This window comes from Streptomyces griseicoloratus, from assembly GCF_014534645.1.
In the GTDB taxonomy this organism is placed as follows: Bacteria; Actinomycetota; Actinomycetes; order Streptomycetales; family Streptomycetaceae; genus Streptomyces; species Streptomyces griseicoloratus.
Window position 1 is genome coordinate 81,359 of record NZ_JACVQF010000225.1, and the last position, 23,434, is coordinate 104,792.

Below are 23,434 nucleotides of genomic sequence, written 5' to 3' on the forward strand. Positions count from 1 at the left end.
CCTACCAATCAGTAGCCACTACGTTCTCCTGCGCCGCCGTGACCAGGGCGGATACCCTCTCTACTCCACACAGCGCGATGCGCAGGGGGCACGGGAGTCGGCGTGAATCTGAGCAGTGGTACTGGAGTGCTGCAGGGTCGTTACGAGCTCACCGAAAGGGTTTTCCGCCGCAGGCTTAGCGATGAGAACGGATCCGGAGGCGCAGAGAACTGGCTCGCCCTTGGTGAATATGGGCAGGAGTACCTGCTGAAGATCTGGCCTCACAGCAAAGATGACCCTGACGTCTCCGACATGAATCGAGCATTGTGGGACGCGGAGCTACGAACCCTGTATCGAGCGTGCAGCTCCCCGGGCGCCGAGCGATCTTTGATGGTCCTCAGAGAAGCTGGCGTCGACAATGAAATCGGGCTCTTAGTAATGGCCCTGGAAGCGCCAGGATATTCATGCCTTGCCGTCGAACTCGCCGAAAACCGCAGCTCTCACTACTGGCTGACCAACGAGAACACTGAGTCGCGTCGCGACCTATGGAATGGCCTCAAGGGACTTGCCGACGGCCTCAACCTACTCCACGAACAGCAGGTGCTGCATACTGGAGTCTCGGCGGAGAGTGTCTTCTTGGATCCCACGCAGGGGGCCGACTCGCTAAGACTGGGCGGATTCGAGTGGAGCGTGCGGGTTGGCTCTGGCTCGGCGCGCCCATTGTCGGCACACTGGGGTACACCACCTGAAACCATGGGTGGCCCACATCAGGTGTTCGGTCCGGATGGCGACTGGTTCGGATTTGGCATTCTGGCGGCACGATGCCTGTTGCCCATCGAGCACCTCAACAACAATTCCCCCACAGTCCAGGCGCGTTACAAGCACATCCTGAACAAAATCGAAAAATCGAAGGACCTACTCACAGACCTGGAGCGAGACTTCCTTCTGCGCCTGGTTGCGGAATCTCCCCTAGACCGAATGACACGCTACGAGGACATCGCAGCACGCATAGAGGACATTGTAAGCCGACTGGGACGATCGCCAGCACCCAATGAATGGGACGACCGTTACGTCCTGATGATCGACCCAAAGAACACCCAGGTTACCGAATCTGCCATGGCGGCGGGTCTCCGCAAAGAACTGAGCCTGGGCCCCACGGAGATGTTCAATCCGCGGGACGCCAGGCATGCCACCGCCCTAACCCGGTTCGTACAGCAAGATTTGAATAGTCAGGGTGCCCGCTTGTACGCGGTCCGCAACCAGCATTTCTTCATGCTCCTCGGGGACAAACTGCAACTTCGTATCGGCCAGTACCGGGATCGGTACGTGGGCGCCGGCGAGGCAGAAGCCACCTGGAAACACGCCCGCGTCCTCGGTGTGGGAGAACTGCGTGGAGCGTCCGATGACGCCGTTTCTGCGTTCCCGCCAGGCAGCATCACTGTGCTGAACATCCTCGAGAACCTCCGCCGAACCGAGCCCACCCTGTTGCAAAACGCATCAAGCTGGGAACGCCGCCTTCCCAGGGTAGACAGGGCTGCCAAGCAACGGGCAGAGCTCGAAAAGTTCTGCGCGTTCGTGCGGGTGACCAACCAGATCGAACTCCTCTTCCGAGACGCCGAGCTCTTCGCCTACCGCATCGTGGACCGCACCGTCACCGACAGCGGCAAGGAAGAGATCACGATCGAGGAGTTGGAACGCCCACGAGAGGTGCTCAGCTTCCTCCAAGTAGATGGCGGGCTTGTGGAGTTTCTCCAGCGCGAGCGCGAGAACTCTTCCAAGACCGACGCCGGACTCGTCGTCCTCACGGGACTCAGCCTGGACTCTTTGAGCTCTCCTCCGGCCGAACTCTCCTCCACCTGGAACATCACCCAGGTCGACGTGGCCCACAGACAAGCCAAACTGACCCGGCAGGACGTGGCGGCGCAGATGACGGAGGTGCCTGATCACGGAATCCTCCGCAGCCACGGTATGGAGGGTCAGATCAGGCTGATCAAGCGGCGTAAAGAGGCCATCGACCGACTGCCCAGTCACACATACCTGCTGCGCAGCCTGGCCAATCCTGGGGAGGTGTTCATGGACACGGGTGACGTGGAGCCACCTGTCGCCCTTGACCCTGCCAAGCTCGATCAGTCCAAACGAGGTGTCATCCAGGACATCCTCCGGGTCCGTCCTATCTACGCACTCCAGGGCCCCCCTGGAACAGGAAAGACCACCATGGTGGCCTGGCTGCTGCGGCAGATCCTCGACGAGGATCCAGTCGCCCAGATCCTCATCACGGCTCAGGCCCATGGAGCCGTCGATGTGCTGTGGTCGAAGGTAAAGGAGGAGGCATTCCGGGGCGTCCGCGAGGAACGCCAGCCACTGGCCGTGCGACTTGGGCGCAAGTCGACAGAGGGAGCCTCTGAGCAGGAGGGGTCGGTCGACGAGGTCGTCGGCAAGACCTTGGACAGTGCGGTCCGTCACCTTCTGGCGGAACCAGACCGCAGCGCCGTCCAGAACCAATGGCTGGCTGCATGCCGTGACATGCAGGCCGAACTTGCCGCTCCGGAGCCCGGAGCCCTCCTTCCGGACTTCCGTCAGCTCGTCAAGAGGGGGGCCAATCTGACGTTCTGCACCACCAGTGCTGGTGAGCTTGAAGGGCTCTCGTCGGAGCTGAGCTTCGACTGGTCCATCGTCGAGGAATCCGGCAAGGTCCATGGGTTCGACCTGGCGCTCCCCCTTCAGGCGGGCCACCGGTGGCTCCTGATCGGTGACCAAAAACAATTGCCACCATACCGAGACAAAGACTACCTCGATGCGGTCAACCATTTGGATCGCGTCGTCGATGCACTGGACTCCCTCCCCGACGGCGGTGCACGTCTATTGGACCGCGAGTTCGTGCGGATGTGGCGGGAGTGGGACGAGGCCGAGCGTGACGATTTCATCGTCTACTCCCGGGAATGGCTGAAGGTCTTCAAGACGATCTTCGACAACTGCAGCTACGCACAGGGCGGCCGAGGGGAGAATGACCCTGTGCTGACGGGTAAGACCGAGCAGGGCGCCGCTATGGCAGGAATGCTCGCCGTACAGCACCGGATGCATTCGGACATCGGCACACTCATCTCGGAGGCGTACTACGACGGTGAACTGACCAACTCCGACAGGACGAAACCGTCATCGGGTCGACTCGGCAACTTGGCTCATCCGTTCGTGGCACCCGACGGAATCGCCGGAAAGGCGATCGTGTGGATCGACACGCCGTGGAGTGCCGCGGGTGAGGAGGCGGGTGAGTGGGGAGCACCCACTGGAGGTAAGCAGGTCCCCCGGTACATAAACCCGGCGGAGGCACACGCACTGTTCCGCTTCATCGAAAAGCTGAAAGTCGACCCGACTGCCGCCGGACGAGAGCCTCTCAAACTCACCGTGCTCTCGCCCTACAGCCAGCAGGTCGGATATCTGGAGCGCAATCTTTCGTCCTGTCGGCTACCTTCCGGGGTACGGTTCGCGGAACGGGCCCGGCGGGGCGGTGGGCAGCCTCGCTCAGGGGCCTTCACCGTGGACTCTTTCCAGGGCGATCAGTCAGACATCATCGCCGTCAGTCTGGTCCGGAACAACCAGGCTCCGGGACATCTCCGCGGCCAGGGAATGGGCTTCCTTCAGGATGCGCCTCGACTCAATGTTTTGCTCTCAAGAGCAGAAAGACTGCTCGTGCTCGTCGGCTCGTGGGATTTCTTCCGGAAGCAAACTGAGCTAATCGAGCTAGACGAGCAGGACAAGGAACTCTGGCACTGGAAGAAAGTACTGACCACACTCGAAGCTTGGGAGGCGGACGGGCGAGTACTACGGCTCCCCGCTGACCTGAGCGAGTATCGGGAACCTACCGTTCGAGAAGTCCTCAGCAACCGCCACAGGAGTGCACAGTGATTCTGCTTGTTCCTGTAAGCCGATTCCATGTCACTTATGAGGTGGGTGTTGGGCGGCCGTATTCGCAGCTCGAGGAACTCGTGTGCCGCTTGATCGCCGAAGCCGACCAGCCTGTCACGTTGACAGAGTTGCGTGACACTTTCAAGGTGCACGATCGTCTCCTGATCGAGAGCGTGGTTACCCTAGTCCGCGCTGGATGGGCGGCGATGGATCTCGGGGTTGGGCTTGTTGTCACGGAGCAGGGCCGGCAGACCTTCAGCGAGGGGGGCAAGCCGCACAACACAGTCGTACGTAGAGCGCGTGCGAATCTCTACATGGAGCGGGTGTGTGGGCTTCTACAACGCGAGACGCAGTCCAGGCTCAACGTGCGGACTCTGCGGGACCTTAGGTCCCTAATGAGCCAAACCGACCTGGATCGTTCGATGGTCACCGTACGCAACCCGCGCAATAGTCTGTCCGTCGGGCAGGCCCAGGGCTTGCTGCCGCACCGGCCTGGCGAGTGGATCAAGTGGGTAGCCGAGCCACGCATGCACACCAAGGCCAACGAGTTCATGCCGGTCGCTGTTGATCTCTCCACTCGCACTGTGACCGGCCTGCCCAGGTCTTGGGAACCGCTACTGACCGACACACTATTGCGCGAGGCCACGGAGCGGGCCGAGGAGATGCGTGAGCTCTCATACGACGAGATCTCACAGTTGATGCCCCATCGGCCTGGCGCCAGGTCGAACCGCAGCTCGGCGCCAGGCACTTTGCTCCCCGGGAGCGCAACCTTGCTTCGGAGCACAGACGACTTCCTGACAGCGGTGGAACGGGCCGTCGAGCAAGCCCAGACCTCCATCCTCATCATGGCTCCGGAGATCGACGCAGCAGGCGTGAAGGCATGGGAGCCTCGGCTCAAAGCCGCGTTGGAGCGAGGCGTGTGCATCGACGTGCTCTGGGGAACTGGCCAGGCCGATAACGAAGCTGGGCTGGCTGAGCTGAAGCGCATTTCCGCACAGAGCGCAAATGGTCCTGTCCGGTCCCTGCGATTTAACGACCGATCCGCCGGAACAGTGAGCCGAATCGTCATAGCAGACGTCAAAGCCGAGCGCGGAGCCAGAGGCTGCAGTGCCATCTTGGGTGGCCTCTCCCTGCTGAGCGCGCAGGAGCCGGCGGACTGCCTGCTTCCCGGACTGCTCGTATCCGACCCTGGCGTCGTCGCGCAACTCGCCCGCGCGGTTGCCGGATGGTGGGCAGAGACACCAGGTCAGGAGTTCTCCGCTGCGATCGATCGTTGGCGGACCCTGGCGTCCCGTTGGGAAGAGAGCTCAAGATCGCCACTTGGCCATCACCCACCACCTCAGCAGACCAATCGACTGTGCGTTTCTGGGGGCTACACCTCAGCGCGGGTGGTCCTCGACGTCGACTGTGCAGTGCTCGACTCCGAATCCGTCACGCCGGACGTGGAACAGGATGTAGTTGTTCGCGCATACCAATCCGATGGTGCCAGCAGTGAGGACGAGTTCGGACATATTGGTTCGATGACTCTCCGTGGCGCAGTTGCGGTACATCTACGCAGTTAGCATCCTGCTTCGCGCGGCATGCTCCAGTGGCACGTGAATGCCCACCAATCGCGCCTGCCCGACGGGCGCGGAAATCGGACCAAGCACTCCGGCCGCCGAGATGCCGAGGGCACATCCAAGGCACATGAGCCTGGGAAACGGCGTTGACCCGTGAGAACTACCGAGACCAGTTTCCGCCAGGTCAACGCACTTTTCACCGAGAAACTCCAGGTCAGCGCCCCGTCCCTCTCAGTTGCTGCACGAGTGGCAGGACTTCTCGCACCGGCTGCACGAGGCGGGGCATCAGCCGTACTGCCTTGTGTGGCCCTGAGCTGGGTCTCGCTGGTGGCGGGTGGGGCTTCGGGGCTCGGGTCACAGGCCGCGGGCCAGGAGCAGGGTGACGTCGTCGGGTGGGGGCGTGGTGGGTAGCGTGGCGATTGCCGCCGTGCAGAGGTCCTCCAGGGACGCCGTGCGCTGGGTGAGCGCACGTCCCAGTCGTCGCAGGCCGACGTCGATGTCCTGGTGACGGTCCTCGACCAGCCCGTCGCTGAAGAGGGCGATCAGGGTGCCCGCGGGCAGGTCCAGCTCCGCGGTCGGGAATGCCAGCATTCCGAGACCGAGCGGTGTGCCGTGCGGCAGGTCGGGGAAGGAGACGCCACTGTCCGGGTGGACGACGGCGGGCGGCGGATGGCCGGCCAGTGCCAGCGTGCACTTGCGGGTGGCGGGGTCGTAGACGGCGTAGACGCAGGTGGCACCCAGGGACGGGATCTCCGTTTCGGCCGCCTCCTCGTCCTCGGTCAGCCGGATGAACGTCCGGTCCAGCCTGGTCAGCAGCTCCCCAGGAGGCAGGTCGAGGTCCGCGAGCGTGCGGATGGCCGTACGCAGTCGCCCCATGGTCGCCGCCGCGGCGACGCCGTGCCCCACCACGTCGCCCACCACGAGGGCCAGGCGCCCGCCGGGCAGTCCGATGACGTCGAACCAGTCGCCGCCGACACCGTCCTCGGCGTCCGCGGGGAGGTAGCGGGCGGCCACCTCCATGGCGGTGCCGCCGTGCACCCGCCGCGGCAGCAGGCTGCGCTGGAGGGCGAGGGCCGTGTTCCGCTCACGGGTGTACCGGCGGGCATTGTCCAGGCTCAGCGCGGCCCGGGCCACCAACTCCTCGGCCAGGAGCTGGTCGTTCTCGTCGAACGGCGTCGGATTCGACGTCCGTACGAAGACCGCCACGCCCAGGAGGACGCCTCGGGCGTGGACCGGGAGGATCAGCAGGGAGTGCATGCCGAACTCACGGATCTTCGCGGCCCGCGCCGGGTCGTCGGCCAACCAGGTGTCGTGCGAGGTGTCGAGCAGGGGTTCCAGCAGGGGACGGCCCGTGTACAGCACCTGAGTGAACGGCGACGTCTCCGGGACGTACACCACCTCGCCGATCGACCACAGCGACTCCGGGGCACCGGTGTGGACCGAGGCCCGGCCCGCTCGCCTGAACTTGGGGACACGTCCGCACGAGGGGCCCAGCCGGTCCAGCGGCTCCTCCCCGAACCGCACCGCCTCCGTGAGGTCGACGGTCACGTAGTCGGCGATCAACGGCACCGTGTAGTCGGCCAGCTCCTGTGCCGTGCGCATGACGTCCAGCGTGGTGCCGATGCGCGCGCCGGCCTCGCTCACCACCGCCAGGCGGTCCCCCGCCCACCGCCGGTCGGTGACGACCAGTATCAGCATGCACACCCCGAGAATGCGGCCGTCGGCGTCCTCCAGGCGCACGAAGGAGGCCGAGAAGGCGCGGTCCCGTCGTTTCCCCGCCACTGCCGGGACGCGGTACTCGCGGCCCGTGACACAGTGGCCGCCGGCCAGCACCCGGCGTATGAGGGCTTCCAGCCGGTCGGAGTCCCCGGTCAGGGAGTCCCGTGGCCGGCGGCCCAGGCGCTGCTCCCGGGCGATCCCGTCATAGCGTTCGAGGGCGTCGTTGGCCCAGACGCACCGCAGGTCGGTGTCCCAGACGGCGAGACCGACGACCGAGCCGGTCAGCAGGGCCCGGAGTGCCGGGCCGGCATCGTTCATGCGCTCAGATGAGGTCCTCGATCGTGATCGGCAGTTCGCGTATCCGCCGCCCCGTGGCGTGGTGCACGGCATTGGCGATGGCGGCGGACACGCCGACCTGGCCGATCTCGCCGACGCCTTTGACACCCAGGGGGTTGACGACGTCGTCCTCGACCTCGATCAGTTCGACGTCGACGTCGGGTGCGTCCGCGTTGACGGGGACGAGGTACTCCCCCAGGCTCGAACTGACCCAGTGCCCGGTGTCCGGGTCCATGTGGTTGGCTTCCAGCAGGGCCTGGCCGAGGCCCCACAGCATGCCGCCCATCAGCTGGCTGCGGGCCGTCTTGGCGTTGAGGACCCGGCCGGGCGCGAAGGCGCCGGTCATGCGCCGCACCCGGACGACGCCCAGGTCCGCGTCCACGGCGACCTCGGCGAACTGGGCACCGAAGGTCATCATCCCGTAGGGGACGTCGTGTGCGGGCGGATTCCACTGCCCCACGGCCTCGGCGTCCGGCCGCAGGGTGCGCCGCAGAAGGTCGCTGTACGACTCGGAGGCGGCTCCTGCGGTCATGACGCCGTCCCGCACGACCACGCGTACCGGGTCCGCACCGAACAGCGGCGAGCCGGGATCCGCGACGGCGCTGTCGACGAGTTGCCGGCGCAGGGCCGTGGCGGCGCTGTGCACGGCCGCACTGATCATGCCGGCGCCGGCCGAGCCGACCGCGGCGGCGATGTTCGGCAGATCGGTGTCACCGCTCTCGAAGCGGCACCGGTCCACGCCGAGTCCCAGGCCGTCGGCCGCGACCTGGGCCATGACCGTGGCGACACCGGTGCCGAAGTCGGGGGTGGCGGCCTGGACGACCGCCGTGCCGTCGGCGTAGAGACGCGCGCGGGCGCGCTGCGGGTTGGCGAGCGGAGCGACCGGGTAACTGGCGGTGGCCATACCGGTGCCGATCAGCCAGTCGCCCTCCCTGCGCGTGCCCGGACGGGGATCACGGCCGGCCCAGCCGAAGCGGTCGGCACCGCGCTCGTAGCACTCCCGCAGGCCGCTGCTCGACCAGGGGTGCCCCGTCATGGCGTCGACCTCGGTGTGATTGCGCAGTCTCAGCTCGATCGGGTCCAGGCCCAGCTCGTGCGCGAGTTCGTCCAGCGAGCACTCGAGCGCGTGCATGCCGCTGGCCTCTCCCGGCGCCCGCATGAAGGTGGGGGTCATGGTGTTGGCACGGAACAGCCGGTAGGCCCCCTCGTAGTGGGGGCACGCGTAGATCTGCGAGGAGGTGCCGACGGACGGTTCCGCCCAGTCGTCGAAGTGGGAGGTCGGGGACAGCTTGAGGTGCCGTATGGCGGTCAGCCGGCCCTCGCGGGTGGCACCGAGCGTCACCTGCTGCTCCTGTTCCTCGCGGTGACCGACCGAGGTGAACATCTGCTCGCGGGTGAGGAAGAGCTTGACGGGCCTGCCGACCGCGCGTGCCGCCATCGCGGCGAGGGTCGGGTGGGCGTGGATCATCGCCTTCGACCCGAAGCTGCCGCCGACGTAGTGGCCGATGACCCGGATCCGCGACATCGGGATGCCGAGCAGCCGGGAGACGGTCATCTGGGTGGCGTTGACGCCCTGGGTGGCGTCGTACAGCAGCAGGTCGTCCCCGTCCCACTGGGCCGTGGTGCAGGACGCCTCCAGCGGGTTGTGGTTGTTGGCCGCGTAGGTGTACGTGCCGTCCACCGTGACGTCCGCTTCCCGCAGCCCGGCGGCCACGTCCCCGCGTTCGGAACGGCCCGGTATCCAGCCCCCGAAGATCCGCTCGGGCTCGTAGGCCAGATCGCGTCCCTGGTCGAGGGTGGTGACGGGAGGGGTCTCCTCGTAGGAGACGCGCAGCAGCCGCGCGGCGTGCTGGGCCCGCTCCCAGGTGTCGGCGACGACCAGCGCTATCGGCTGGCCCGCGTAGTGCACGGTGTCGTCCTGCACGGGGAAGAAGGTCTGACCGGGCGCCGCCGTGCCGGCGAGCGAGGGGATGAGCGGGGGCTGCTCGGCGATCCTCGGCAGCGTCTGACGGGTGAGGACGGCCAGTACGCCCTCCTCGGCCTGTGCGGCACTCGCGTCGATGCCGGTGACTCGTCCGGCGGCGATACGGGAGCCGACCACGTACGCGTACGCCATGTCCGGGATGGGGATCTCGGCGGAGTACCGCGCGCGTCCGCTGACCTTGGCGTAGCCGTCGACGCGGTCGAGCGGCTGTCCTGTGGCGGAGGGGATGGTCGCGGTCATGACGGGCTCCCTGTCCCGGGCCGGGGCGCCGGCCCGGCTCCCGGTCCATCGCTGAGCGTGCGCAGGGCGCGGACGATCGCGCGCTGGGCGAGTTCGACCTTGAAGGCGTTCAGGGGGGTGGGCCGGGCGTCGGCCATCTCCACGCGTGCGGCCATGCGGAAGCCGTCGGGGTCGGTGGCCGCGCCGACGAGGAAGTCCTCGGCCCGTCGGGCCCGCCAGGGTTTGGTGGCGACGCCGCCGAGGGCCATGCGCACATCCGCGATCGTGCCGTCCGCCACGGACAGCGCGGCCGCCACCGAGACCAGCGCGAACTCGTACGATGCGCGGTCCCGGACCTTGAGGTAGAGCGACCGGCGCGCCACCGGTGTGGCCGGCACCTCGATCCCGGTGATCAACTCACCGTGTTCCATGGGGTGTTCGCGGTGCGGGGAGTCACCGGGGACGAGGAAGAAGTCGTCGACGGCATAGGTCCGCTCCCCCTTCGGGCCCAGGGTGCGCACCCGGGCATCCAGCGCCACCAGGGCGACGGCCACGTCCGAGGGATGGGTGGCTATGCAGTGTTCGCTGGTGCCGAGCACGGCGTGACCGCGGCTGAAGCCCTTGATGGCCGAGCAGCCGGTGCCGGGTTCCCGCTTGTTGCACGGGGATTCGGCATCGCGGAAGTACGAACAGCGCACGCGTTGCAGCAGGTTGCCCCCCATGGACGCCATGTTGCGCAACTGGGCGGACGCTCCCGACTCCAGCACCTGGGCCAGCATCGGGAAGCGCTCGCGCACGACGGGGGCCGCGGCGACGTCGCTCATCCGGGCCAGTGCGCCTATGCGCAGGCCGCCTTCGGGGGTGCCTTCGATGCCGGTCAGCGGCAGGTCGTTGATGTCGACGAGTCGGCGGGGGTTCAGTACTTCCTGTCGGAGCAGGTCGACCTCGGTGGTGCCGCCGGCCAGGAAGTCGCTGGTGGGGTCCGTGCTGACGGCCTCGACGGCGTTCGCCGCATCGGTCGCGCGGAGGTAGGCGATGGGCCGCACGAGAAGTCTCCCTACGTCTGGTCGCGGACGGCGCGGATCGCGGCCCGGATGTTGGGGTAGGCGGCGCAACGGCAGATGTTGCCGCTCATCCACTCCTTGATCTCGGCGTCGTCCCCCGCGTGTCCTTCCTCGATCAGTGCCACCGCGGACATGATCTGGCCCGGAGTGCAGTAGCCGCACTGGAAGGCGTCGTGCTCGACGAAGGCCCGTTGCAGGGGGTGCGGTTCGGCCTCCGGGGCGAGCCCCTCGATCGTCGTGACCTCGTGGCCCTCGCAGGTCAGCGCCAGGGTGAGACAGGCCAGTACGCGCCGTCCGTCGACCCACACGGTGCAGGCTCCACAGGTGCCCTGGTCACAGCCTTTCTTGGCGCCGGTCAGGTCCAGGTGCTCCCTCAGCGCGTCCAGGAGGCTGACGCGTGGTTCGACGTCGAGGCTGTGCTCGGTGCCGTTGACCGACAGGGTGATCCGGACCGGATCAGGTCCCCGTTCCACCGCGGTCGTGTCTCGTCGAGTGAGGGCCGGGCCAGTAGCGGACATGGGGCACCTCCAAGTGCAGCACCTTCCGATTCTCTTATGGGCGTATTTAGTGCGCAAAAGGTGGGTTCGCGGACTGCGCCGGACGCGCGAGCGCGGCTTCCCCCTGGTGGCGTACGCCTGGTGGTCCGGACCCTCCGCGCGGGTGAGAGTGGCACTGGCCGTGCGCGCGGTCGCGCCACGTGCGCGGCGCATGCCGTCTGCCAGGGAGCTGCCGATGCCTCAGAGCGCTTCCCTTTCGAGGTCTTCACCCCCTGACACACCGGCCGGCGAGGCCGTATGACGCATCCCGGCACGCTCGTCCTGATCCTGGCCGCGGCCGTACTGGCGCCGCTCCTCGTCCACGCCACGGGCCGCCGGGTCCGTATCCCGCTGGTCATCTTCGAGATCGCCCTCGGCATCGTCATCGGTCCGCAGGTCCTCGGCTGGGCGCACACGGACGAGGTCGTCGACACGCTCGCCGATCTCGGGCTGTCGATGCTGATCTTCCTGGCGGGCTACGAGATCGAGTTCGCCGCGATCCGCGGTGACACCCTGCGCCGGGCGCTGTGGGCCTGGCCGGTGTCGCTCGCGGCCGGGATCGGGCTGGGGTTCCTGGTCTCCGGCGGCGAGGTGTTCGAGGCGTTCGTCGTCGGCACCGCGCTGACCAGTACGGCACTGGGGACGGTACTGCCGATGCTGCGGGACCGCGGGGAGCTGCGGGGGCGTTTCGGGACGGTGGTGTCGGCCTTCGGGGCCGTGGGCGAGTTCGGGCCCGTCGTCGCCATGGCCCTGCTGCTCAGCGGACGCCGGCCGGCCGAGTCCGCGGTGCTGCTGGCCGCGTTCGGCGCCGTCACGGCCGCCGCCGTCTTCTGGGCCCTGCGCCCTCGGCCGGCCTGGTTCGGGCGGCTGACCGAGCGGACCCTGCACAGCAGCGGCCAGTTCGCGGTCCGGTTCGTCATGCTGATGCTGGCCTGCATGCTCGGCCTCGCCGAGGTCTTCGGCCTCGACGTACTGCTGGGCGCCTTCGCCGCGGGGGTCCTCACCCGTCTCGTACTCCACCGGGCCGCCCCCGCGAGCAGCGGCGAGGTCCTGGGCAGGGTGGAGGCGATGGGCTTCGGCTTCCTCGTGCCGTTGTTCTACGTCGTCACCGGCATCGAGTTCGACCTGGACTCCCTGCTCGACGATCCGGTCGCGCTGCTGCTCGTGCCGGTCTTCCTGGTGCTCTTCCTGCTGGTGCGCGGCGGGCCCGTGTACCTGCTCGCCCCGAGGGATCTGAGCCGTGCCGACCGGACCGCTCTCTCGCTGTTCTCCTCCACGTGCCTGCCCCTGGTCGTCGCCATCACGACCATCGGCGTCGACCAGAAGCTCCTCGGCACGGACCGGGCCGCCTCACTGGTCGGGGCGGCGATGGTCTCCGTCCTCGTCCTCCCGCTGCTCGCGATGCGGGTGCGGCAGGCGCGCGGCGGGGCGGGGCCGCCCGGGCCCCGGAGCGGCGAGGGCACGGCGGAAGGCACGGAGACGTGGTGAGCGCCGGCTTCCGGTGCGTCCGCTCCGAGGGGCGACGCCTCGGTGGTGGGCGGGTCAGGCCGTGGAGGCGGGGCCCGGGGGCAGGTGGACCGTCATGATCAGGTGGCAGGTCCCGGTGCCGGCGCCGCGGTAGGTGTGGGGGGCGTCGCCGTCGAAGGCGGCGGTCTGCCCGGCCTCGACGGAGTGCTCGGTGCCGTCGACGACCAGGGTCATCCGGCCGGCGGTGACGCTGACGGTTTCGACGACTCCGGGCTGGTGGGGATGGCTGGGGTATTCCTCGCCCGGTTCCAGGCGCCAGCGCCAGACCTCGACGGGGGCCGGCCCCGAGGTCGTCAGCATGAGCCGGGCCTCGCTGCCCCGCTCTCCGGCCCAGAGCGGCATGACGGCATCGGCGGCCACGATGCGGACGCGGCCCTCGGCGGGCCCCTCCATCAGCGCGGAGACGGAGATGCCGAGGGTGTCGGCCAGCCGGACGAGGGTGGCGAAGTTCGGGTTGCCCTGGGCCTTCTCCAGACCGACCAGGGCGCCCTTGCTCACCTGGGCCCGTCGGCCGAGTTCGTCCAGGGACAGGCCGGCGCGAGTACGGGCCGCCCTGACGTTGTGCGCGAGCGTCCGCAGGGCCGCCTCTGTCTCGGCCATCCGATCACCCTTCCGAAAGTGGCTTCCGAGAGTGGACCAATGGAATGCACCGGCCGGTCGTTTGGTTGACACAGGCCGGTCGATCCGTTGTACGGTTCAGTCGTTCCACTGAATGGTAAAGGATTCCCCGTGCTCGCTCTGCTGCTGGCCCTGGGCAGCTCTCTCGCCTACGGATGCGCCGACTTCCTCGGCGGTCTCGGCGCCCGCAAGGCCCACGTCCTGCGTACCGTCATGGTCGCGGCCCCGGCCAGCCTGGCGATCGAACTGCTGCTGTGGCCGGTGCTCGGCGCCTCCTTCGGCCCGGCCGCCCTCGGCTGGGGCGCCGCCTCCGGTGTCGCCTCGGCCGCGGCGTTCGCCCTGCTCTACAAGACCCTGGCGATCGGCCCGATGAACGTGCTGTCCCCCGTGACCGCGCTGGTGTCCGCCGCGCTGCCCGTCACCGTGGGCCTGCTCCAGGGCGAGCACCTGAGCCGGGCGGGACTGATCGGCCTGCCGCTCGCGCTGGTCGCGGTCGTGCTGGTCAGCGCCGGAAGCGGCGCGGGCTCCGCGCGGCCCTCCCGGACGGCGCTGCTGCTGGCCTTCGGCGCCGGGGCCGCCATCGCCCTGCAGCTCGTCTTCCTGCACCAGGCGCCGTCCGACAGCGGCGTGGCCCCGCTCATCGTCGGCAGGGCGGTCTCCTCGGCCGTCACCCTGACCGCGGCGGGCATCCTGCACCGCAGGCTCGGCGCGGAGAAGCCCGCGTACGCGATGTCGGCCGCCGCGGGCGTGCTCGACTCGGTGGCGAACCTGCTGTTCCTGCTCGCCGCCCGCAGCGGCGACCTCACCGTCGTCGCCGTGATCACCGCCCTCTACCCGGCCGGCACCGTCCTGCTCGCCCGCGGCGTCCTCGCCGAACGCATCCACCGCGGCCAGCTCGTCGGCCTGGGCACCGCCGCCGTCGCCGTCAGCCTCCTCGCCCTCACCTGAACCGCCGCCAACCGCACGCAGGAACGGAGATCCTCTCCATGACCGCCTTCCTCATCGCCCCCGCCGTCGCCGAGGCCTTCCCCGACACCCTCATCGCCGTGGTCACCGCCACCGGCCTGCGCGGCCGCGAACCCTGGCCGGACACCGTGGCCGCACTCGACGGCCTGGAGCAGCGGCTCGCCGACGGCGCCTGGCAGCCCGCCGACGAGAGCGACCCCCGTATCGAGGCGTGGCACACCGCCTACCGCTCCTTCGGCACCAACCCGCGCCGCATCCGCCCCAGCGTCGACGCGCTCGGCCGCCGCCTGGCCAAGAAGGGCGCCCTGCCCCGCATCAACCCCGCCGTCGACTCGTACAACACCGTCTCCGTCCGCCACGGACTGCCCGCCGGCGCCTTCGACCTGGACCACGTCGCCGGCGACGTCGACATCCGGTACGCGGACGGCACCGAGGAGTTCACCCCGCTCGGCGAGCCCGAGACCGTCGAGAACCCCAAGCCCGGCGAGATCATCTACGCCGACACCGCCGGCGTCCTGACCCGCCACTGGAACCACCGCGACGCCCACCGCACCCGCGTCACCGAGGACTCCGCCCACGTCGCCTTCGTCCTCGAAACCCTCCACGCCGAGCGCGACGGCCACCTGCTGAAGACGGCGGCGGAGGAACTGCGGGGCCTGCTCTCCCCGCACGCCGACGAGACCGCCGTGCACCACCTCGGCCCCGACCGTCCCCGGCTGTCGCTGTGACGGCGGCCCGTACGATGGGCGGGTGACCAGCAGTACCCGATCAAGCAGCCGCCCGGCCGGGCGGCTGTTCGTGCTGCTGGTGATGGCGGTCCTGGCCGGTGTGCTCGGCATGCACGGCCTGGCGCCCGGGGTGGTGCCGACGAAGCATTCGGGTGCGGGCCACGAGATGGCGATGGCCGCCGCGGGCGGTGCGCCGCACGCGGACGTGGCCTGCGCCCACACGGACGGCGGAACGGGGCACCTCGATCACGCCGATGGTACGTGTGCCGCCGCCGGGACCGGTTCGGCCTACACGCCACCGGCGCCGGCCGGCACCCTGCCGGACGCGCCCGCCGCCACCTCGCCCGCCTCGGCGGCCATGGGAGCGTCCCGCGGCGGGCGGGCGCCGCCCGACCTCTCCGAGCTGCAGCTTCTGCGGATATAGAGCGGCCCGCTCGGCACCCCCGCGTCCAGTGATCTCCGGTGACGGGTGCCGTGCTTCCGCATGCCCTCACATCCGTTCCTCCCGCACGCCGTGACCGGCGTGCGCCAAGGAGTTGCATCACCATGATCCACAAGCGTTCACTCGTCCGCCGCAGTGCCGCCGTCGTCGCCGCCGGTGCGGCAGCGCTCGTCCTGGCCGCCTGCGGCGGCGACGGCAGCGGCGACGGCTCCGCCGGGCACGGCGGCCACAACGCCACCGCCTCCTCGTCCGCCCCGGCATCCGCCCCGGCTTCGGCGCCGGCGTCTCAGGGGCAGCACAACGCCGCCGACGTCGCCTTCGCGAAGGGGATGATCCCCCACCACCGCCAGGCCGTCGAGATGGCCGGCCTCGCGCCCGGCCGGGCCCAGTCGGCCGAAGTGAAGAAGCTCGCCGAAGAGATCAAGAAGGCCCAGGCCCCGGAGATCAGGACGCTCTCCGGCTGGCTGACCTCGTGGGGCGAGGAGGTGCCCGCCGAGGGTGCCATGGACCACTCCATGCACGGCTCGGGCGGCATGATGACGGCCGCGGAGATGAGCGAGCTCGAGGACGCCTCGGGCAAGGCGTTCGACACCGCCTTCATGGAGCTGATGATCAAGCACCACGAGGGCGCGGTCGACATGGCGAGGACCGAGCAGGCCGACGGCGCCTACTCCCCGGCCACCAGGATGGCCGAAGAGATCATCGCCTCGCAGAGCGCGGAGATCGAGCAGATGAACAAGCTGCTCGGCAAGGACTGACCACCACCACGTCGGTGCGGGGCGGGCGCCTTCGGCCTTCCGGGTGCCCGCCCCGTGGGCCCGAGGATCACCCTCTCGACGGAATACCCCCTGGGGGTATACCGTTGGGCATGTGGGACCGCCCGGTTCCTCGTTGGAACGTCGAATGGGGATGAAGGTCATGGACCACAGCACGCACCACACCGGCACCCCGCACCACCACACCGGCACCGCGCACCACCACGCCGCCCCCGTCGGCGGCCACGCGCACGGCGCGTCGTGGGCGACGGCGGTGAAGGCGACGCTGCACTGCCTCACCGGGTGCGCCATCGGCGAGATCCTCGGCATGGTCATCGGCACCGCCCTGCTGTGGGGCAACGTGCCGACGATGATCCTCGCGATCACGCTGGCCTTCGTCTTCGGGTACTCCTTCACCCTCTTCGCGGTGGTGCGCGCCGGGGTGTCCCTGAAGGCCGCGATCAAGGTCGCACTGGCCGCCGACACCGTCTCCATCGCAGTGATGGAGCTGGTCGACAACACCATCATCGCGCTGACGCCGGGAGCGATGGACGCACACCTGTCGGACGGACTGTTCTGGTCGGCGCTGCTCGGCGGGTTCGCCGTGGCCTTCGTGATCACCACGCCGGTCAACAAGTGGATGATCGGCCGCGGCAAGGGCCACGCCGTGGTGCACGCCTACCACTGACCCGCACAACGGCGTGCGCATACCACCTCTGGGTATGCGCACGTCGTTGTCGCCTTCACCCGAACGGCCCACACCCGCTCGCCACCCGCCCGTCACGGACCGACGCTCGAAGTTCCCCGCCCAGCGCGGATTCCGAGAGACGGAGAACGACCATGGCCAACGCCACCCGAAGCAGCGGGCACCCCACAGGGCACGGAAGCAGCGCGAGCGCCTGGGCCTCCGGCGGTGTCGTCTTCGCCGGTGTGCTGATGCTGGTGGAGGGCATCTTCGGCATCCTCACCGGCATCGCCGCCATCGCGGAGGACGACGTGTACACCCGCATCGGCGACTACGTCTTCGAGTTCAACCTCACCACGTGGGGCTGGATCCACCTGATCCTCGGCGTCCTGGTCGCCGTCACGGGCTGGGGCATCCTCAAGGGCGCCGCCTGGGCGCGGGGCCTCGGTGTCGGACTCGCCGCCCTCGTCGTCGTCCTGCAGTTCATCTGGCTGCCGTACCAGCCGGTCTGGGCGATCATCTCGATCGCCATCGCCGTCTTCGTCATCTGGGCGCTGTGCACCGACCACGGCCGCCCGTCGTCGGCCTGACGCCCCCGCGCCGCGGCCGGCCCGAGGCCCCCCGTCGCTCTCCGGCCCCACCAGCCCTCCACGTCCTCACCCGCTCGAAAGGAACCCCCGTGGCCGCCACCCTCACCGCCTGGAAGTTCCCCAACCCCGAAGGCGCCGAGCACGTCGAGCAAACCCTCCTCGACCTCCAGAAACAGGGCCTGATACAGGTGCACGACGCGGCCGTCGTCAGCTGGCCGGAGGACCGCAAGCAGCCCAAGACGAAGCAGCTGCACAACCTCGCCGCCACCGGCGCCCTGTCCGGGACCTTCTGGGGCATGCTCTTCGGGCTGATCTTCTTCGTACCGCTGCTCGGCGCCGCGCTCGGCGCCCTCAGCGGTGCGCTCGGCGGCTCCCTGGCCGACGTGGGCATCGACGACGACTTCATCGACAGCGTCCGGGGCGAGGTGACGCCGGGCAGCTCGGCCCTGTTCCTCCTCACCTCCGAGGCGGTCGTGGACCGCGTCCACGAGGCGTTCCCGAACGGCAGCGCCCAGCTGATCAGCAGCAACCTGTCCCACGACGACGAGCGCAAGCTCCGCGAGGTCTTCGAGGCGTGAGGGACCGCGGCCCGCCGGTCACTTCGTGCCGACCGTCCGCAGCAACGCCACCACCAGCGTCCGGGTCACCGCCACCACCTCCCGCAGCGACACGTGCTCCCGCTCGCTGTGCGCCACCTGGATGTCCCCCGGCCCGAACTGCAGCGTCGGTATCCCGGCTCCCGCGTACAGACGCAGGTCGCTGCCGTACGGCGCCCCGCGCTCCCGCAGGGCCGGGCCGCCGGTGGCGTCGGTCCGCGCGGCGCGGATCACGTCCGGCAGCGGGTGGCCCTCCGGCAGGCGGCCGCTGGCGAACCTGCCGCCGGGCCAGGTCACGGTGGCCGGGTGGTCGCGCAGCCACGGGTCGGCGGCGCACGCCTCGGCCACACACCGTTCCAGCTCGGCCCGCGCCCGTGCCGGGTCCTCGCCGAGGCGGACCCCGAGCCGGCCCTCGGCGACCAGCAGGTCCGGCACGCTGCTCGCCCAGTCGCCGGAGCGCAGCGTGCCGACGGACAGGGCGTAGGGGAGGGCGTACTCGGCCATCAGCGGTGCCGGATCGGCGTTGCGTTCCGCTTCCAGGCCGGCCAGCGCCCGGTGCAGGGGCAGATACGCGTCGATCGCGCTGACGCCCTGGTCGCGCGCACTGGCGTGGGCGGCCTTGCCGGGCACGGCGAGACGGAAGGTCAGCGCGCCCGCGTTGGCGGTGATGAGCGTGCCCGCGGTCGGTTCCGCGATCACGCAGGCGTCGCCGCCGTACCCGCGCCGCAGGGTGCCGAAGGCGCCGAGACCGCCGTCCTCCTCGCCGACGACGAAGTGCGCGGCGACCCGGCCGCGCAGGCGCACGCCGGCCGCGCGGACGGCCGCGAGCGCGGCGAGGTGGGCGGCCAGGCCGGCCTTCATGTCGCAGGCCCCGCGCCCGTGCACGACGTCGTCCCCCGTCACCCGCGGCACGAACGGATCGCCCTCCCAGGCCGCGAGGTCCCCGGGCGGTACGACGTCGACGTGGCCCTGGAGGATCAGGGTCGGCCCGTCGCCGCCGTCCGGGGTGGTGCCGACGAGGCCCCAGGCCTCGTCCCTCGGGGCCTCGGCGCCGGGGAAGCCGGGGTCCGCCCGGAGCGCGGGCAGGTCCATCGGCCACAGGTCGACGTCCATGTCCAGCCGCTCCAGGCGGCGGGCCAGGTCGTGCTGGAGTTCCGACTCCGCCGGGCTCCCGGTCACGCTGGGCACGGCGATCAGCTCCAGCAGCGTCCGGGCCAGGTCCTTCTCGTCGATCGCCGCCAGTGCGGCGGCCTCCTCGTCGCTCAGCACGCTGCCGGTCCTCCCCTTCCGCCGCCGACGCCCCCCGCACGGATGACTGCTCAGCCGGAGCCGCCGCTATGCGGCTCGTCCCCGGCGGGTCCTCCGCCCACGGTGAACCCGATCACCGAACCGCCCCCCTCCCGCCGGTGCGCGAACGGCGCTCCCCCATGGGCCAGGGCCACCTCCCGGACGATGGACAGGCCGAGGCCCGAGCCGGGCTGGGAGCGGGCGTCGGCGGCGCGGTAGAAGCGGTCGAAGACGTGGACCAGGTCGCGGTCGGCTATGCCGGGGCCGCGGTCCAGGACCTCGACGCGGACCGTACCTGGGCGGGCGGGCCCGGCGACGGAGACCTCGATGGGGCCGGTGCCGTCGCGGTCGAACTTCGTGGCGTTCTCGACCAGGTTGGACACGGCGCGGGTCAGCATGGCCGGGCGGCCGTCCGTGGTCGTGTCGCCGCAGGCGCGGACGCTGATCTCGCGCCCGGTGCGGCGCCGGGCCAGCGTCGCGACGTCGTGCGCGATCTCGGCGAGGTCGACCCGCTGCGGGGGCTCGGTGTCGGACTGGCCGGCCGCCAGGTCGACCAGCTCGTTGACCAGGTCGGTCAGTTCGCGGGCCTCCTGGCCGAGGTCCGCGACCAGTTCCTCGCGTGCCGCGGGCGGAAGCTCGTCGATCCTGCGCAGCAGCGAGATGTTCGTACGCAGCGACGTCAGCGGCGTGCGCAGTTCATGGCCCGCGTCCTGCACCAGCCGGCGCTGGTCCTCCTCCGACTGGGCGAGGCGGCCCAGCATGCGGTCGAAGGCGCGGCCGAGCCGGCCGACCTCGTCGAGCCCGGTGACCGGGACCTGGATGCCGAGCCGGCGGGTGCGGGCGACGTCCTCGGCGGCGGCGGTGAGGGCCACCAGGCGCCGGGTGATGCGCCGGGCCAGCCACCAGCCGAACAGGCCGGCGGCGGTCACGACCGCCGCCATCAGGATCCCCGTCCGCCGCTGCAGGGACCGCAGCAGGTCCTCGGTGTCGCCGAACTCCTGCGCCACCTGCACCGCACCCCGGCCACCGCCCAGGGCGACGGTCGCGATGCGGTAGACGTCCCGGCCGACGACCACGTCCTTGTGCTGGACCATCCGCGCGGAGACGGCGGCGCCCGCGGTCCTCCGGTCGGACTCGGTGACCGGCAGCCGGGGATCGGACGGGTCGGTCACCCTCCCGTCCGGCCCGAGCACCTGTACGTCCGTGCGGACCGGGCGCACGATGTCGTGGCCCGGCGCGGAGGAGGAGAAGTCGTCCGGCGTCATCCGCCGCTGCCGCACCTCGTCGCGCAGGTCCTGCACGACCTGGTCGAAGACCGACTCGTGGTCCACCCGGACCAGCCGGGCGGCGGCGTTGTACGACAGCACGCCCACGAGCACCGTGACCACGGCGGTGACCGTCGCGAACGACACGGCGAACGTGGTCCGCAGCGACAGCAGCCGCAGCCGCCGCGGGATGCCGGCAGCGCCCACTCAGCCCTCCCGCAGCACGTAACCCACGCCGCGCACGGTCTGGATCAGCTGCGGGGCCCCCGGCTCGTCCAGCTTGCGGCGCAGATAGCCGACGTAGACGGCCAGGTTCTTCGAGCCGGGCCCGAAGTCGTACCCCCAGATGCGGTCGTAGATGGTGGAGTGGTCGAGGACGATGCCCGCGTTGCGGACCAGCAGCTCCAGCAGCTCGAACTCGGTCCGGGTCAGCTCCAGCTCACGGCTCCCGCGCCAGGCGCGGCGGGCCTGCGGGTCCATGCGCAGCCCGGCGGCCTCGACGTACCGGCCGGGGCCCTCGGGGGCCGCGGCCGCCTCCGGGGCGGGGGCCGGCTTCGGCGGGTCGCCCGGGTCCGCCCCGCCGGTACGGCGCAGCAGGGCGCGCAGCCGGGCGAAGACCTCCTCGACGTCGAACGGCTTGAGGACGTAGTCGTCGGCGCCGGCGTCCAGGCCCGCGATGCGGTCGGCGGTCTCCACCAGCGCCGTCAGCATCAGGATCGGCGTACGGTCGCCCTCTGACCGCAGGGTCCGGCAGACCTGGAGTCCGTCGATGCCCGGCATCATCACGTCCAGGACGAGCACGTCGGGCCGGCCGCGGTGCGCCTGCGCCAGCGCCTCGACGCCGTCGGCGACCGCGGTGACCTCGTAGCCCTCCAGGGTGAGGGCGCGCTCCAGGGCGTGCCGGATGGCGCGGTCGTCTTCGGCGAGCAGAACAGTCCGGGGCACCCGTCCAGTCTGCCAAGGCCGCGGGCACGGCGGCCGGGCGGTGGCGCTTCTTACCGAGCTCTCACCCCGCGGTCCGCAGCGCGGCGAGCCGCTGCTCGAACGGCACCACCTCGGGCTCCCGGCCCGCCGGCTCCGCCGTCGTCGTCGACAGGCCCCGCATCAGCGCCGCCAGCTCGCCCGCCGCCCGCTCGATCCGCCCGTCCAGGCCGCCGGCGCCCCAGTCCTCGGAGGCGGCGTAGACACCGGTCGGGACGACGACGGCCTTGAGGTACGCGAAGAGCGGGCGCAGGGCGTGGTCCAGGACGAGCGAGTGCCGTGCCGTACCGCCGGTCGCGGCGATCAGTACGGGCTTGCCCGCGAGGGCGTCGGGGTCGCTCACACTGAGGGTGTCGAAGAACGACTTGAACAGCCCGCTGTACGACGCCGAGAACACCGGCGTGACGACGATCAGGCCGTCGGCTCCCGTCACGGCGTCGAACGCGGCGGACAGCGCCCGCCCCGGGAACCCGTTGGTGAAGTTGTGCGCGATCTCCACGGCGAGGTCGCGCAGCTCCACCACCTGGACCTCGGCCGAGGCCGGGCCGGCGGTGGCCGCCGCGAGCCGGTCGGCCAGGAGCCGGGTGGAGGACGGGACGCTCAGCCCCGCGGAGACGACGACGAGCTTCATGCGCGGGCTCCTTCCTTCACGGTGTCCTTGCCGGCCAGCAGGGAGGTGTGGGTCGGCGCGTCCGGCACGTTCGCGGGCCGGTTCTTGGCGAACTCCTTGCGCAGCACCGGCACGACCTCCTCGCCGAGCAGGTCGAGCTGCTCCAGCACGGTCTTCAGCGGCAGCCCGGCGTGGTCCATCAGGAACAGCTGGCGCTGGTAGTCACCGGCGTACTCGCGGAACGACAGGGTCTTCTCGATCACCTGCTGCGGCGAGCCGACGGTCAGCGGCGTCTGCTCCGTGAAGTCCTCCAGCGACGGGCCGTGCCCGTAGACCGGCGCCACGTCGAAGTACGGCCGGAACTCGCGCACGGCGTCCTGCGAGTTCTTCCGCATGAACACCTGCCCGCCGAGGCCGACGATGGCCTGCTCGGGCGTGCCGTGCCCGTAGTGGGCGTACCGGGTCCGGTACAGCTCGACCATCCGCTTGGTGTGGTCGGCCGGCCAGAAGATGTTGTTGTGGAAGAAGCCGTCGCCGTAGTACGCGGCCTGTTCCGCTATCTCGGGGGAGCGGATCGAGCCGTGCCAGACGAAGGGCGGCACGCCGTCCAGCGGGCGCGGCGTGGAGGTGAAGCCCTGCAGGGGGGTGCGGAACTTGCCCTCCCAGTCGACGACGTCCTCGCGCCACAGGCGGTGCAGCAGGGCGTAGTTCTCGACGGCGAGGTTGATGCCCTGCCGGATGTCCTGGCCGAACCAGGGGTAGACCGGGCCGGTGTTGCCGCGTCCCATCATCAGGTCCATGCGGCCGTCGGCCAGGTGCTGGAGCATCGCGAAGTCCTCGGCGATCTTCACCGGGTCGTTCGTGGTGATGAGGGTGGTGGACGTGGACAGGATCAGCCGCTCGGTCCGGGCCGCGATGTAGCCGAGCATCGTGGTCGGCGACGAGGGCACGAACGGCGGGTTGTGGTGCTCGCCGGTCGCGAAGACGTCGAGGCCGACCTCCTCGGCCTTCAGCGCGATGGCGACCATGGCCTTGATGCGCTCACGTTCGGTCGGCGTACGGCCCGTGGTCGGGTCCGGCGTGAC

General features: G+C 70.0%; 20 protein-coding genes. 10 read left to right on the forward strand and 10 right to left on the reverse strand.

The annotated features are described in order from the left end of the window. The first annotated feature begins 102 nt into the window (after positions 1-102). Both H0H10_RS32795 and H0H10_RS32800 read left to right on the forward strand, forming a co-directional pair. The gene (locus H0H10_RS32795; protein WP_188184808.1) at positions 103-3,882 is read left to right on the forward strand and encodes an AAA domain-containing protein; all 3,780 of its coding nucleotides are present in this window, start codon (positions 103-105) and stop codon (positions 3,880-3,882) included. Then, entirely contained in the window at positions 3,879-5,444 is a 1,566-nt protein-coding gene (locus H0H10_RS32800; protein ID WP_188184809.1) for a phospholipase D-like domain-containing protein, read from the forward strand. Before H0H10_RS32795 ends, H0H10_RS32800 begins: the two co-directional genes overlap by 4 nt. Positions 5,445-5,795: 351 nt before the next feature. On the opposite strand, the gene H0H10_RS32805 is transcribed toward H0H10_RS32800, so the two are convergent. The 4 genes from H0H10_RS32805 to H0H10_RS32820 are packed head-to-tail and all read right to left on the reverse strand — an operon-like array spanning position 5,796 to position 11,281. Beyond that, complete coding sequence (locus tag H0H10_RS32805; RefSeq protein ID WP_188184810.1) at positions 5,796-7,478, reverse strand: SpoIIE family protein phosphatase; 1,683 nt, start codon at positions 7,476-7,478, stop codon at positions 5,796-5,798. 4 nt (positions 7,479-7,482) lie between these two features. Next, positions 7,483-9,720 (reverse strand): xanthine dehydrogenase family protein molybdopterin-binding subunit, encoded by a 2,238-nt coding sequence (locus tag H0H10_RS32810; RefSeq protein WP_188184811.1) that lies wholly within the window; start codon positions 9,718-9,720, stop codon positions 7,483-7,485. Beyond that, the gene (locus tag H0H10_RS32815) at positions 9,717-10,745 is read right to left on the reverse strand and encodes an FAD binding domain-containing protein (protein ID WP_188184812.1); all 1,029 of its coding nucleotides are present in this window, start codon (positions 10,743-10,745) and stop codon (positions 9,717-9,719) included. Before H0H10_RS32815 ends, H0H10_RS32810 begins: the two co-directional genes overlap by 4 nt. A gap of 11 nt (positions 10,746-10,756) precedes the next feature. Then, positions 10,757-11,281: a (2Fe-2S)-binding protein gene (locus tag H0H10_RS32820; RefSeq protein WP_188184813.1), complete on the reverse strand. Its 525-nt coding sequence runs from the start codon at positions 11,279-11,281 to the stop codon at positions 10,757-10,759. A 276-nt stretch (positions 11,282-11,557) separates the two neighbouring features. On the opposite strand from H0H10_RS32820, the gene H0H10_RS32825 reads away from it, so the two are divergent. Then, complete coding sequence (locus H0H10_RS32825) at positions 11,558-12,787, forward strand: cation:proton antiporter (RefSeq protein ID WP_188184814.1); 1,230 nt, start codon at positions 11,558-11,560, stop codon at positions 12,785-12,787. Positions 12,788-12,841: 54 nt separating this feature from the next. Here the strand turns inward: H0H10_RS32825 and H0H10_RS32830 are convergent, their stop codons facing one another. Continuing rightward, complete coding sequence (locus tag H0H10_RS32830; protein ID WP_188184815.1) at positions 12,842-13,426, reverse strand: helix-turn-helix domain-containing protein; 585 nt, start codon at positions 13,424-13,426, stop codon at positions 12,842-12,844. A gap of 129 nt (positions 13,427-13,555) precedes the next feature. Here H0H10_RS32830 and H0H10_RS32835 point away from each other — a divergent pair, with 129 nt between their 5' ends. From H0H10_RS32835 to H0H10_RS41005, 7 genes are all read left to right on the forward strand, one after another. Then, a complete protein-coding gene (locus H0H10_RS32835; RefSeq protein WP_188184816.1) occupies positions 13,556-14,392 on the forward strand; it encodes an EamA family transporter in 837 nt (278 codons plus the stop codon). Between the two features lie 38 nt (positions 14,393-14,430). After that, a complete protein-coding gene (locus tag H0H10_RS32840) occupies positions 14,431-15,138 on the forward strand; it encodes a B3/B4 domain-containing protein (RefSeq protein WP_188184817.1) in 708 nt (235 codons plus the stop codon). 22 nt (positions 15,139-15,160) lie between these two features. Next, positions 15,161-15,562, forward strand: a complete 402-nt coding sequence (locus H0H10_RS32845) for a DUF6153 family protein (RefSeq protein ID WP_188184818.1) — start codon at positions 15,161-15,163, stop codon at positions 15,560-15,562. 122 nt (positions 15,563-15,684) lie between these two features. After that, complete coding sequence (locus H0H10_RS32850; protein ID WP_188184819.1) at positions 15,685-16,338, forward strand: DUF305 domain-containing protein; 654 nt, start codon at positions 15,685-15,687, stop codon at positions 16,336-16,338. A 160-nt stretch (positions 16,339-16,498) separates the two neighbouring features. After that, on the forward strand, positions 16,499-17,023 hold the full coding sequence (locus tag H0H10_RS32855; protein ID WP_188184820.1) for a DUF4396 domain-containing protein: 525 nt from the start codon (positions 16,499-16,501) through the stop codon (positions 17,021-17,023). A 152-nt stretch (positions 17,024-17,175) separates the two neighbouring features. Beyond that, entirely contained in the window at positions 17,176-17,610 is a 435-nt protein-coding gene (locus H0H10_RS32860) for a DUF7144 family membrane protein (protein WP_188184821.1), read from the forward strand. An 89-nt stretch (positions 17,611-17,699) separates the two neighbouring features. Continuing rightward, a complete protein-coding gene (locus tag H0H10_RS41005; RefSeq protein ID WP_188184822.1) occupies positions 17,700-18,188 on the forward strand; it encodes a DUF1269 domain-containing protein in 489 nt (162 codons plus the stop codon). Positions 18,189-18,206: 18 nt separating this feature from the next. Here H0H10_RS41005 and H0H10_RS32870 read toward each other — a convergent pair whose 3' ends face one another. The 5 genes from H0H10_RS32870 to H0H10_RS32890 all read right to left on the reverse strand — a co-directional run. Continuing rightward, positions 18,207-19,475 carry an ArgE/DapE family deacylase gene (locus H0H10_RS32870; RefSeq protein WP_188184823.1) on the reverse strand — a complete coding sequence of 423 codons (1,269 nt, stop codon included), beginning with the start codon at positions 19,473-19,475 and terminating at the stop codon, positions 18,207-18,209. A 50-nt stretch (positions 19,476-19,525) separates the two neighbouring features. Continuing rightward, positions 19,526-20,965, reverse strand: a complete 1,440-nt coding sequence (locus H0H10_RS32875) for a HAMP domain-containing sensor histidine kinase (protein ID WP_188184824.1) — start codon at positions 20,963-20,965, stop codon at positions 19,526-19,528. Next, positions 20,966-21,703, reverse strand: a complete 738-nt coding sequence (locus H0H10_RS32880) for a response regulator transcription factor (RefSeq protein WP_188184825.1) — start codon at positions 21,701-21,703, stop codon at positions 20,966-20,968. A gap of 61 nt (positions 21,704-21,764) precedes the next feature. Next, on the reverse strand, positions 21,765-22,370 hold the full coding sequence (locus tag H0H10_RS32885) for an FMN reductase (protein WP_188184826.1): 606 nt from the start codon (positions 22,368-22,370) through the stop codon (positions 21,765-21,767). Then, a partial coding sequence (locus tag H0H10_RS32890; protein WP_188184827.1) for an LLM class flavin-dependent oxidoreductase occupies positions 22,367-23,434 on the reverse strand: 1,068 nt, incomplete at its 5' end. The genes H0H10_RS32890 and H0H10_RS32885, both read right to left, overlap by 4 nt.

What these genes read in the sequence shown, in the direction of transcription:
- H0H10_RS32820 (WP_188184813.1), bottom strand. Translation starts at nt 11,281, where the DNA reads ATGTCCGCTACTGGCCCGGCCCTCACTCGACGAGACACGACCGCGGTG.
- H0H10_RS32825 (WP_188184814.1), top strand. Translation starts at nt 11,558, where the DNA reads ATGACGCATCCCGGCACGCTCGTCCTGATCCTGGCCGCGGCCGTACTG.
- H0H10_RS32805 (WP_188184810.1), bottom strand. Translation starts at nt 7,478, where the DNA reads ATGAACGATGCCGGCCCGGCACTCCGGGCCCTGCTGACCGGCTCGGTC.
- H0H10_RS32830 (WP_188184815.1), bottom strand. Translation starts at nt 13,426, where the DNA reads ATGGCCGAGACAGAGGCGGCCCTGCGGACGCTCGCGCACAACGTCAGG.
- H0H10_RS32840 (WP_188184817.1), top strand. Translation starts at nt 14,431, where the DNA reads ATGACCGCCTTCCTCATCGCCCCCGCCGTCGCCGAGGCCTTCCCCGAC.
- H0H10_RS32885 (WP_188184826.1), bottom strand. Translation starts at nt 22,370, where the DNA reads ATGAAGCTCGTCGTCGTCTCCGCGGGGCTGAGCGTCCCGTCCTCCACC.
- H0H10_RS32855 (WP_188184820.1), top strand. Translation starts at nt 16,499, where the DNA reads ATGGACCACAGCACGCACCACACCGGCACCCCGCACCACCACACCGGC.
- H0H10_RS32810 (WP_188184811.1), bottom strand. Translation starts at nt 9,720, where the DNA reads ATGACCGCGACCATCCCCTCCGCCACAGGACAGCCGCTCGACCGCGTC.
- H0H10_RS32860 (WP_188184821.1), top strand. Translation starts at nt 17,176, where the DNA reads ATGGCCAACGCCACCCGAAGCAGCGGGCACCCCACAGGGCACGGAAGC.
- H0H10_RS32850 (WP_188184819.1), top strand. Translation starts at nt 15,685, where the DNA reads ATGATCCACAAGCGTTCACTCGTCCGCCGCAGTGCCGCCGTCGTCGCC.